The sequence below is a fragment of the Citrobacter sp. Cf132 genome, from assembly GCF_030333885.1.
Lineage (GTDB): Bacteria > Pseudomonadota > Gammaproteobacteria > Enterobacterales > Enterobacteriaceae > Citrobacter > Citrobacter freundii.
In genome coordinates this window covers 44,407-55,920 of sequence record NZ_JAOWFA010000018.1, presented here as the reverse complement: position 1 = coordinate 55,920, position 11,514 = coordinate 44,407, and the positions used below count along the sequence as shown (strand labels likewise).

8 protein-coding genes and 1 pseudogene are annotated in these 11,514 nt (G+C 39.3%); 3 read left to right on the top strand and 6 right to left on the bottom strand.

Annotated features, from left to right (window positions below; all coding sequences use genetic code 11):
* On the top strand, window positions 1–240 hold a 240-nt coding region (locus OGV85_RS00520; protein WP_000674753.1), incomplete at its 5' end, for an IS1 family transposase.
* A 45-nt stretch (window positions 241–285) separates the two neighbouring features.
* Here the strand turns inward: OGV85_RS00520 and OGV85_RS00515 are convergent.
* From OGV85_RS00515 to OGV85_RS00505, 3 genes are read right to left on the bottom strand one after another with little or no spacing between them, the layout of a single operon-like run.
* On the bottom strand, window positions 286–3,525 hold the full coding sequence (locus OGV85_RS00515; RefSeq protein ID WP_045889051.1) for a type I restriction endonuclease subunit R: 3,240 nt from the start codon (window positions 3,523–3,525) through the stop codon (window positions 286–288).
* A gap of 55 nt (window positions 3,526–3,580) precedes the next feature.
* On the bottom strand, window positions 3,581–4,780 hold the full coding sequence (locus OGV85_RS00510) for a restriction endonuclease subunit S (protein ID WP_148740125.1): 1,200 nt from the start codon (window positions 4,778–4,780) through the stop codon (window positions 3,581–3,583).
* Window positions 4,777–6,324 carry a type I restriction-modification system subunit M gene (locus OGV85_RS00505; protein WP_045889047.1) on the bottom strand — a complete coding sequence of 516 codons (1,548 nt, stop codon included), beginning with the start codon at window positions 6,322–6,324 and terminating at the stop codon, window positions 4,777–4,779. The genes OGV85_RS00510 and OGV85_RS00505 overlap by 4 nt, the downstream gene beginning before the upstream one ends.
* A 202-nt stretch (window positions 6,325–6,526) precedes the next feature.
* On the opposite strand from OGV85_RS00505, the pseudogene OGV85_RS00500 reads away from it, so the two are divergent.
* Window positions 6,527–6,804, top strand: a pseudogene (locus tag OGV85_RS00500) (integrase core domain-containing protein); the annotation flags it as partial.
* A gap of 670 nt (window positions 6,805–7,474) precedes the next feature.
* Here the strand turns inward: OGV85_RS00500 and OGV85_RS00495 are convergent.
* Genes OGV85_RS00495 through OGV85_RS00485 form a run of 3 tightly spaced genes read right to left on the bottom strand, consistent with a single transcriptional unit; the run spans window position 7,475 to window position 9,047 of the window.
* Window positions 7,475–7,888 (bottom strand): hypothetical protein, encoded by a 414-nt coding sequence (locus OGV85_RS00495; protein ID WP_045889046.1) that lies wholly within the window; start codon window positions 7,886–7,888, stop codon window positions 7,475–7,477.
* A gap of 46 nt (window positions 7,889–7,934) precedes the next feature.
* Window positions 7,935–8,141: a hypothetical protein gene (locus OGV85_RS00490; RefSeq protein ID WP_071698745.1), complete on the bottom strand. Its 207-nt coding sequence runs from the start codon at window positions 8,139–8,141 to the stop codon at window positions 7,935–7,937.
* Between the two features lie 3 nt (window positions 8,142–8,144).
* Window positions 8,145–9,047, bottom strand: a complete 903-nt coding sequence (locus tag OGV85_RS00485) for an MvdC/MvdD family ATP grasp protein (RefSeq protein ID WP_124302410.1) — start codon at window positions 9,045–9,047, stop codon at window positions 8,145–8,147.
* 306 nt (window positions 9,048–9,353) lie between these two features.
* Between OGV85_RS00485 and OGV85_RS00480 the strand changes: the two genes are divergently transcribed.
* Window positions 9,354–11,513, top strand: coding sequence for an ATP-dependent nuclease (locus OGV85_RS00480; RefSeq protein ID WP_227640248.1), 2,160 nt, complete (start codon window positions 9,354–9,356; stop codon window positions 11,511–11,513).
* The last annotated feature ends 1 nt before the right edge of the window (window position 11,514 follow it).

Here is an 11,514-nt window from a genome sequence, read left to right as displayed (position 1 = left end):
CTGCTGTCACCCTTTGACGTGGTGATATGGATGACGGATGGCTGGCCGCTGTATGAATCCCGCCTGAAGGGAAAGCTGCATGTAATCAGCAAGCGATATACGCAGCGAATTGAGCGGCATAACCTGAATCTGAGGCAGCATCTGGCACGGCTGGGACGGAAGTCGCTGTCGTTCTCAAAATCGGTGGAGCTGCATGACAAAGTAATCGGGCATTATCTGAACATAAAACACTATCAATAAGTTGGGACCATTACCAAATAGTTTATATGCTAAAAATTTAGGGAATCATTTTCCTAATTCTCCAGCTAAAAGTTCAGCCTGCTTCAAAACAGTCTCTGTGGCGAGCAATGACATATCAGGCGGATAACCATATTTTTTGAGCAGACGTTTTACCACCACGCGAATTTTTGCTCTTGCTGCTTCTTTCACTGTCCAGTCAAGACTGACATTGTTGCGGATAGCCTCCGTAAGTACGACTGCCAGTTCTCGTAGTTTTTCCTTTTCCATTAACTCGCGAGCACTGTCGTTATCTGCAACAGCAGAATAGAAGGCATATTCATAAGCGCTGAGGTTTAACTGGCTGGCAAGGCTGTCAGATTCCTGGATAGTCTTGGCAAGCTTGATTAGCTCATCAATTACCTCCGCTGCGGTCAGTACCTTGTTCTGGTAGCCATTGATTGCAGAGGTCAGCATATCAATCAGTTTTTTGCCTTGGGTGATACTTTGATTCGAGCGAACCTTGATCTCGTCAGAAAGCAGTTTTTTAAGCGTTTCCAAAGCAATATTTCTGTGTTGGTAATCCTTCATTTCCTGAAGGAATTCTTCAGAAAGAACGGAAATATCAGGTTTTTGTATCCCAGCAGCGTCAAAAATATCAACAACTTTATCGGTAACCAGAGCCTGATCGATAGTCTGTTTTACCCGAACTTCGAGACTGTCATTGTGTTCTTCTTCTGATCCGTCTGAGTTTTCAGTAAATTTATTCAGTCTGGCTTTTACTGCCTGGAAGAATGCTACTTCGGGTGCCGCTTCCATTGCTTTATCGTGCGGTGTCGCCAATGCAAATGCCTGCGATAAGGCTGCAACCGCAGCGAGGAAACGCATTTTACCTTTACCGTTATCCAGCCCTAAAACATGGTTTTCTGATTCAAGAATAATTGTCAGGCGTTGTGAGGTAGTTGCGGCAAAGTAAGCTTTGTAATCGTAGCCATACATCATTCCTTCTAGGATTTCCAGCTTTTCCTGCATGAGCGTTACGGCTTCTTCCTGAACCTCAGCAGGATCTCCACGTCCACCTGCATCAGAGTAAAAGGAGAGGGCTTCTTTTAAATCAGAGGCAATGCCCAGATAGTCAACAACCAGACCGCCTATCTTATCTTTATACACACGGTTCACACGGGCAATTGCCTGCATGAGGTTGTGGCCTTTCATTGGTTTGTCGATATACAGCGTATGCATGCTGGGAGCGTCGAAGCCGGTTAACCACATATCACGCACTATCACCAGTTTCAGCTTGTCGTCGTCATCCTTCATGCGGTTAGCCAGAACCTGACGTTCTTTTTTTGTGGTGTGGTGTTTAGCGATTTCTGGCCCGTCAGCAGCAGAAGAGGTCATGACGACTTTTATTATACCGTCATTTAAATCATCGCTGTGCCATTCAGGCTTTAAGGCTATGATTTCTTTATATAGTTCAGCAGCAATACGTCGGGACATGGTAACAATCATGCCCTTGCCATGATAGGCATTAGATTTTAAGCGCTGTTCAAAGTGTTGAACCATATCCGCCGCAATGGCTTTAATACGTTTTGAACTGCCAATCAGACCTTCGATTCTGGCCCATTTAGAACGTTCTTTCTGGGTAAGCGTCAGTTCGTCTTCGTTAAACTCATCGTCAAACTCTTCAATAAGCTGTCGGCCTTCATCACTGATGGCAATTTTCGCCAGACGGCTTTCATAGAAAATACGCACGGTTGCACCGTCTTCAACGGCCTGTGAGATATCGTAGATATCAACGTAGTTACCGAAAACAGCAGGTGTGTTAACGTCCGTTTTTTCTATGGGGGTTCCGGTAAAACCCAGATAGGTAGCATTGGGCAGGGCATCACGCATATATTTGGCAAAGCCATAAACAGTACGTTTACCTGTTACGTTGCCTTCGCTGTCTTTCACGTCAACTTCTTTGGCGCTGAAACCGTATTGTGAACGGTGAGCTTCATCTGCAATAACGACAATATTAGTTCTGTCAGACAGCAACTCATAGATATTACTGCCATCATCAGGTTGAAATTTTTGAATAGTGGTAAACACCACACCACCAGACGCGACGCGCAAATATTCTTTGAGTTCTTCCCGGTTATCAGCCTGTTTAGGTGTCTGACGTAGTAGCTGTGTAGCAGAAGAAAACGTACCGAATAGCTGATCATCAAGGTCGTTACGGTCAGTGATCACAACCACGGTCGGATTATCCAGCGCCAGTACAATTTTCCCGGTATAAAACACCATCGAAAGCGATTTACCGGAACCTTGGGTATGCCAGACTACGCCCGCTTTGCGGTCCCCGGTTTTTTGCGCATTAACGAGATCTTTACTGTTACGCCCCTGCTGGCGTACTGCTACTTCGGCAGAGGGGGAGTCCGCATTCACCGCCGAGGCACGGATAGTGGAAAGTACCGCCGCATTGACAGCGTAGTATTGATGATAAGCCGCCATTTTTTTAACAGTACGGATACTGATAATCCCTTTGCTGTCTTCATGTTTGCTGGCCTCAAACACGATAAAGTGGCGGATCATATCCAGCAGTGTTACAGGATTAAGCAACCCCTGTAACAGGACTTCGAGCATTGGCTGGGTACTGGTGGCTTGCGTTTTGCCGTTTGATGTTTTCCATGTCATATAACGACTGAAATCGGCAGAAACCGTCCCCGCTTTGGCTTCCAGCCCGTCAGATATCACATTAAATGTATTGTAGGTAAACAGGCTGGGGATTTGGTTCTGATAGGTTTTAATCTGGTTATAAGCACCTGCAACCGTTGCATTTTCGTCAGCGGCATTTTTAAGTTCGATAACGACTAATGGCAGACCGTTGATGAACAAAATAAGATCCGGTCTACGGGTATGGTTGCCTTCTTTGATGGTGAGCTGATTAATGACCAGAAATTCATTATTCGTGGGATCGTTAAAGTCGATCAGGCAGGCCAGCTCTCCTTGTGTATTACCATCCTTACTGACTTCGATATTAATTCCTTCGGTCAACAGGCGATGAAAAGCCAGATTGTTTGCCATCAGGTCAGGTGTGCTGATCTGCATCACCTGTTTCAGGGCTTCCTCACACTTCTGTTCGCTAAGGTGCGGGTTCAGACGTTGCAGGGCAGTACGCACTTTATCTTCAAGGATAACCTGCTGATAGCTACGTAACGGATTGATGCCACTGGGTTCAATGTCCGGGCCGTAAACATACTCATAGCCCAGACCTTGCAGGTGCTCAATCGCCATTACTTCAATATCGGATTCGGTCATCTTTGCCATGCGTATTGTCCTTATTGCTTACCCAGAGAACGGGCTGTGTATCCGCTTAATTATTTTATGCTACTGACGCGATTGCTTGTTCTGCATACTGAACCCGTACTTCACCGCTCATCAGCTTCGGTAAGAGAGTATCTCGGAGGGTTTCTAGGGTCTGTATTTTTTTGTAGTTGTTATGAATCTTGTTCCAGTAAGAGCCAACAAGTTTATGAAAGTTTTTTAATTTTTCCTCACCTGGATAGAGGAATAAAACATTGCCAATGTCTTCTGGTTTTAAAGAAGGATAGGTTGACGTAGAACCTTCTGCTATTGAGTGCAGATATTCGGTCATATCCTCAGAAGTTAAAAGATAGTAAATAAAAAATGGGCTAATTGATTTGCCAGAAATGACGCAAAAACCTGTTGAAACAACGAGATTTGACGGTGGATCAATGCAAATACCATAATGACACTGATCTGGGCGTACTGTTGATATTATTATGTCAAACTCATTGACTAATCTTTTAGCTCGACTTGGTGCCTCTGATAACAGCATGGTTTGAAGTTCAGATATTTTCCCTTTGGTTAGAGAACCTGTATCCAAGTATTGAATCTCTTTGAAATCATACTTTTTACTTATTGATGATTTATTTAGCTCAACATATTGATTGAGGCTTTTTTCAGGCCATTCATCTTGTGCTTCTTCAATAAACCACTGCCTGAACAGGGTTTCAGCCATAGATTCCAGAGTTTTATTCTGGCGATGAAGCAGATCTATTTTGTCATCAAGAGAGGACAGCACAGAGGTGATGGCTTTTTGTTCTGTGATCGGTGGGATTCTAAACTCATAAGAACGTAACCCTTTCAAAGGAACGTTAGGTATAGTTGTTCCAGTAGCTATGTTATCCAGATAGGATTGGAAATTATATGATAAGCACTCGTAGTAGAAGTAGTCTCTAAGGATAATATTCTCATCCAAATTTATATAGCAAACACTTTTACCGAGAGCACATTTTTCGTATGTATATTTTGATACATTGCCAATAGTGCCATTAATTGATAGTAAAATGGTTGAGCTGTCTAAATCCTTTTTTATTTTATCAAACTCAGTCTTATTAATCTTTTTTGTGTCAGGTTTTATAGAAATCTTACCATTGAGTAAATTATTACCATTTATGAAGTGATAGTCGCCGCTTTCATCGTAAGTTGGGGTTCCGTGTAAACCATCACCAATTTTAACTGATACGTCCGTTAATAAAACTTTCTTCCACTCACTCATAATACCACCTTCGCCAGATTATCAGTGATAGCTTTATTCAGACGCGCTTCTTCTTCCAGTTGCGCTTCAAACTCCGCTTTAAGTGCCGTAAAACGTTCTTTAAAGTCGAAATCGTCTTCTTCGTCAGCGAGACCGACATAACGACCCGGTGTCAGCACATAATCGAGTTTAGCCACTTCATCAATGTCTACGGAAGCACAGAAACCAGCAACGTCCTCATAGTCACCACCTTTATTACGCCAGTTATGGTAGGTATCAGCAATGGTCTTGATATCGTCGTCAGAAAGCACTTTGGTACGACGATTAATCAAATGACCAAGATTACGGGCATCAATAAACAGAATTTCTTTACTGCGATCACGATACTGGCTGCTGTTTTCACGATCACGGCGCATAAACCATAATGCGGCAGGGATCTGGGTATTCAGGAACAGTTTTGCGGGTAAGTTAACGATACAGTCAATAACATTTGCATCTTTAACCAGCGCCGCACGGATATCACCTTCACCAGAACTTTTCGAAGTCAAAGCCCCTTTTGCCAGCACAACCCCAGCCTGACCTTTTGGTGACAGGTGATACAGAAAATGTTGCATCCAGGCAAAGTTAGCGTTGCCAGCAGGAGGGATACCGTATTGCCAACGGGCATCACTCCGAAGTTGTTCACCTGACCAGTCGGAAACGTTAAACGGTGGGTTAGCAATGATAAAATCAGATTTTAAATCTTTATGGGCATCGTTCAGGAATGAGCCTTCACTGTTCCAGCGGACGTGTTCTGAGTTGATACCACGAATAGCAAGGTTCATTTTTGCCAGTCGCCAGGTCGTCTGGTTGGATTCCTGACCGTAAATCGAAATATCGTCGATATTACCCTGATGAGCTTCAACGAATTTCTCTGACTGAACAAACATACCACCAGAACCGCAACAGGGGTCAAACACACGGCCTTTGTAGGGTTCCAGCATGTTGACCAGCAGGCTTACAATAGATTTAGGTGTATAGAACTGACCGCCTTGTTTGCCTTCTGCCAGTGCAAATTCACCAAGAAAGTATTCGAATACGTGGCCTAAAACGTCAGCAGAACGCGCTTTGGCATCTCCCAAAGCAATGTTGCCAATCAAATCTATCAGTTCCCCCAGCACTGTGGCATCAAGATTCTGGCGAGCATAGACTTTCGGCAAGACTCCTTTTAGCTGTGGGTTACCCGCTTCGATAAACTCCATCGCATCATCAACCAGCTTACCGATTTCCGGTAGCTTGGCCTTAGATATCAGGTAACTCCATCGCGCCAGTTCAGGAACATAGAACACGTTATAGGCGGTATATTCGTCTTTGTCTTCCGGATCGGCTCCTGCAAATTCACCTTCTCCGGCTTTTAGCTGTTCGTAATGTGATTCAAAAGAATCTGAAATGTATTTAAGAAAAATCAAGCCCAGTACCACGTGCTTGTACTCTGCGGCATCAATGTTTTTACGTAGCTTATCAGCCGCTTTCCACAGGATGACCTCTAACGGGTCTGTTTTGATTTCTTTAGGTTTTCTGGCCATTAGCGTAACTTCATGAATAAGGAAAATCGCCCTATTTTGCCTTAAAGTTCCGGTTGTTACGAGCTTATAAAGCGATTAATTTTTTATCTGTTTTAGTGTGTTTGTTTAGCTCAGCAAGTGCAATGACTCATGGAGTAAGTGCATTGTAGCGGGATTGTAGATGTCAGGTCATTGCCGTCAATGGAGCCACTGTCATTGGCATAATTGCTGCATAGCCGACGCCACGCGCACATTCGCCAGTTCACTGGGGTTCATCGTGTGTACTACACCAGTACGCATCAGTAAAGTAACGGCATGGAAGAATCGTTTGTAAAGACGTTCAAGCGGGATTACGTGTAAGTAAATGATCTGCCGGATGCAGTCTCAGTGATGGACAAAATGGCAGAATGGATAGAGGATTATAATAATCTGCATCCACACAAGGGGTTGAACATGAAATCGCCACGCGAATATCTTGATGCCATATTAGCAGTTAATTAGCCGTGTCCGTTTTAGCAGGGGCAACTCCAGTATTCAAAAAAACTTTCTTAGTGCATATGCATGAGGTGAATAGATGTACAGGTTATGACAAACCATAGTTATAATTTTTGATGTTTAAAATTCTCCGTTACAGTAGGACATTCCTTGTACATTAAATTCCATCTAAGGTTGAATCTTTAATTTAATAAGGTAGCAATCTAAAATAATGTGTGTGGGTTATTTGTAAGATGATTTTTCTATTTTTGATAGTGGTAGTTAAGGAGGGGGGTATCTATTCAAAAATATAGATATTCAAGGTTGGTAGCGGTTTGGTTTCTTTTCTAACCGAAGGGCAGAAAAGCAAGGGGAACTCGAAGAAGCAAGCGCAGCGGCTTCGCAGAGTTAGCCCTTGCTTGAGTTGACAAAACATAAAAGGATGTTAGTTAATATATGTTAATTGTAGGAGGGTTTTATGAATAAAAAAATAATGACGTATATTGTGATAATTTATATCGCCTCAATTTTAGCATCCTTAATTTATTTAAACTTATCGGACACTTTCTCGATGAGGTATTTCGAATTGTCAGGTTTAAAAGAAAAAGTCATCACTACCTATGTAGCGGTTTCATTGTTTTTTTCACCATTATTATTTATGATATCGGATGCTATTAACAGTGAAAAATAGAATTCTTCATTTTTCAGATTTATATTTTAACATATTTTCTTTATATTCAAATCGTGCAACGATAGCTTTTACTATTAGTAATATGGTATAGAGGCAAATGACAAGATAACCAATGTTATTTATCATGAATTTATCAAAAAAGTCTATAGACGTATTGGGTAATGTTTTTAAAGTTAGTAAGGCAGTTGTTAGAGCACTTACTGAAAATAAAACAGTATCATTTGCTGATTTAATCAGATCACGTTCAGTTTTATTTTTTAATTCTACCAAACGATAAAAGAAAGGGATAACAATACAAATTGGAAAAACTAATAAATATGGTGAGCTAAGGTCAAAGAAAAAAAATAATATTATGAGAACAAATAATAATTTTATGCTTTTTTTGTACGTGTCTATCAGCGGTTTTGGAATTTTTTTCATAATTTTATTCATTTTTAATTGAGCCAGCAGTGGCTGGCTCTAGTGGTTAGGCTGCCAGACCTTCATTGGGGCGATCTGAATCTTCTCTGCTATCTTTTTCAGCAGCATAAGTAGATTCACGTGACTTAGTAGACATCCCTGAGCCGTAGATCTTCTGAGCTTCACTATTTTCTGGTTTCCAAGCCCAGTTTGAAACATCTACTTTTTGTTCCGATTCCATTTTTTCAAGAAAATTTAAACCAAATACATTCATAGTTCACCTGCTATTTGAAGTTAACCAATTTGCAATGGACCCGGAAATATCCATGCCGGATAAATCTTCGATCCACAACCATTGACCAGCAGAATTCACCTCTAAGAACCACCAGTCATTATTTTCATCAACGATGAAATCTAAAGCCCCATATCGAAGGTTTAACTTAGACATTAAGGAATTTATTTTTTCCTTCACCGAAGTGGGGGCATCAATTTTCCAGTGCGGTGTATTAGGTATATCGTATCTACGCCAATCTATTTTTGCCTTGTTTGAATGCTGAGAGTCTATAGCACAAGCAAAATGTTCATCTTCAATTACTGTGTATCTAACTTCAAATTTTTTATTAACATATTTTTGAAGAGTAATTGGATTTTCTGAATAGTTTGCAAAACTTTCTAATTGTTCTAAAGTTATTTTGTTTACATATAGACCTAATAACTCACCTGATTCAGAGATATACATATCTTGAGACATGAATTTAAGAACCGAATCAGGGTAAGTAGTTAAGAAATTTTTGAGGTCTTCTTTGGAGTTTGAAGTTATAAATAGTGGATTATTTAGCCCAACTTCATTAGCTATTTTGTGTTGAAAATACTTGTTATCAGCGAGAGTTGCATCTCTTACATGATTAAACCAGCAACTTTCAGATAATGCATTATATAGACCAAAAAGGCTTTTATTCCATTCAGATCGCCATAATCTGAAACCATTACTTTGATCTTGCTGTTGTTCAGAATTGACTTGAACAGATACCCGCCTTGGCCAAACACATTTTACGGATGAATTTTTGATTGTTTTTCCGTTCTGGGAGATAGTCCATTCAGAGCCATCAAAGCTAATTTTTGTATCTTTAAGGGCTTCTATATCTAAATTCAAACGGAAATAGTTATCACCGAGTTTCATCGAAACTATGTCTGCATGAACATCGTTACTGTCAGTAAGTATCAAGATCATTGTTAGGATGTATCTGAATTTTTTTGTTTACTTAATATCCGATAGTTATGTTTCATCGTCAATATTAATTTTTATTGAATATAAGGTATTGATTTAAAAGTAGTTTAATCACCGCATTGGTTTTCATAATGTAATTTACATATGGTATTATATCATTTCTTTTAGTCTTTCTTGTAAATTACCTTGCTTTTACTTGACTTAGTCAGACTTTTGTACTCGATAGCTTTGTGCTTCTTGTGGCTATGGAGTAATCTAATGTGTAATAAAACTATGCTAAGGAACCAATCGATTACTATGTATATCAATAAATTAGCTATTAGAAATTATAAAAACTTTCGAAGCTCAAATTTCTGCTTTGTTAAAAACTCAGTGAATACAATTATCGGTGAGAATGCTTCAGGTAAAACAAATTTGTTTAATGCTATGCGATTGATTCTTGATGACTCACTTCCAATGAATTCAAGAGTTCTATCAGGTGAAGATTTTTATCGTGGCTTAAATGACCCCTTCGGGCACTGGATTATTATCACAATGTATTTTGATGATTTAAGTGAATCTGAAGAAGAACAGGTTATTGCGAACTATACAATAAATAATGGTAACGAAGAGGCATTAAAAGAAGGAAATTATACATTTATATATCGCCCAAGATTTCATATTAGGCAAAAGCTATACGAGTTAACTGTAGATAATAAAGATTTAGAATCAAGATTAGAGGCTTTTACAGAGTTGAAATCAACTTGTATAATATCCAAAGAGACTTACGAGGCTGTCGCTTTTGTTAGAACAAAAGTTGATTTTAATAATGACGAAGTTTATAAGCAAGTAGTTGGGGATTTTGAAAATTACATTTTTTCAAATCCCAATGAAGATGATGCTACAGTCATTGGTGTAAAAAAACCGCCATACTTCGCCTTAGGTAGTGAAGTTGCTTGTACTTATGTCAAGGCTCTTCGCAACGTGGTAGCTGATTTAAAGTATTATAAAACTAATCCACTGTATAAATTGCTCACTTTAAAAAGCAAACAAATTGATGATAGAAAAGATATTTCTGAGAATGTTAAGAACATTAATGAACAAATTTCAGCAATTCCTGAAATTGCTCGACTAAGTAATAAAATATCAACATCTTTACTTAATACGGTTGGCTCAACATATTCGCCAAAAATATTGGTTTCATCACAACTACCCGAAGATTTTACTGAATTAATCCAATCACTTGGATTAGTAGTCGAGGATTCTTTAGATTATGACGGTTCAGGAAGAATTGATGATTTAAGTCTTGGGGGGGCAAATTTAATATATTTGGCTTTAAAATTATATGAGTATGAAGAAATTAGAGATGCTGAAGAGCATATAACTCATTTCCTATTGATTGAAGAACCAGAGGCTCATATACATAATCATATCCAGAAAACTTTATTTGACAATTTTAATTTTCAAAATACTCAAGTCTTCGTTTCGACTCATTCAACCCAAATAAGCTCTGTTTCTAAAATCTCGTCGATGAATATTTTGGCTCGGCAACGAGGATATACAGATATCTATCAGCCTTCCAACGGACTACAGCCAAAAGAAATTTCGTCAATTGAAAGATATCTTGATGCAATCCGTAGTGATGTGTTGTTTGCTAAAAGTGTAATTCTCGTAGAGGGTGATGCTGAATTAATAATAATCCCAGAACTTATAAAGGTCACTTTAGGTATTAGCTTGGATGAATTAGGTATTAGCTTAATAAAATTGGATGGGACTGTATTTAAGCATATTTCAAATCTTTTTCATAGTAATAGATTAAAACGCTATTGCGCAATTTTAACTGATAAAGATTTGGCATATGTGCAAGAACCGGATGAACTATTTGATGCTGATTTCGTTGAATCTTTGAAAAACGCTGAGACTGACGGTTTACGCAGAGAACGAGAGTTGGCAGAGTATGTAGAAGGCAATCAATTTGTCTCCGTTTTTTATGCAGAGAATACGTTTGAAACAGAGCTTGTTCGGTATGATGAAAATTCCGATCTTTTCAACAGTGTCATTAGGACAACATATAAAAGATCAGGTGATATTGAGCGAGTTGTTGCAGGTATTAATTCCGATGATTTACGGGTAAGATTTAGAACTGCTCTTTTTTTCGCCAATAAAATAGGTAAAGGGTGGTTAGCTACTGAAATGGTAGAGTATCTCCATAATGAGAATCGTGTTCCTGACTATATATTAAAAGCGATTCATTTTGCACTTAAAGATAGAGAACTGAATGCTGTGCTTACTAAAATGCTTGCCTATAATATGTCTTTAATGGGAACTCACTGGGATGATGTATGCAACAAGATTAATTCTGAACCTGATTTTGATAAAAAGATGCAAGAGTATAGGAAACATTTCAATGATAGCTTTTCTAGATTTTGGGAGTTGTAAT

What these genes read in the sequence shown, in the direction of transcription:
- OGV85_RS00515 (WP_045889051.1), bottom strand. Translation starts at nt 3,525, where the DNA reads ATGGCAAAGATGACCGAATCCGATATTGAAGTAATGGCGATTGAGCAC.
- OGV85_RS00510 (WP_148740125.1), bottom strand. Translation starts at nt 4,780, where the DNA reads ATGAGTGAGTGGAAGAAAGTTTTATTAACGGACGTATCAGTTAAAATT.
- OGV85_RS00505 (WP_045889047.1), bottom strand. Translation starts at nt 6,324, where the DNA reads ATGGCCAGAAAACCTAAAGAAATCAAAACAGACCCGTTAGAGGTCATC.
- OGV85_RS00495 (WP_045889046.1), bottom strand. Translation starts at nt 7,888, where the DNA reads ATGAAAAAAATTCCAAAACCGCTGATAGACACGTACAAAAAAAGCATA.
- OGV85_RS00490 (WP_071698745.1), bottom strand. Translation starts at nt 8,141, where the DNA reads ATGAATGTATTTGGTTTAAATTTTCTTGAAAAAATGGAATCGGAACAA.
- OGV85_RS00485 (WP_124302410.1), bottom strand. Translation starts at nt 9,047, where the DNA reads ATGAAACTCGGTGATAACTATTTCCGTTTGAATTTAGATATAGAAGCC.
- OGV85_RS00480 (WP_227640248.1), top strand. Translation starts at nt 9,354, where the DNA reads ATGTGTAATAAAACTATGCTAAGGAACCAATCGATTACTATGTATATC.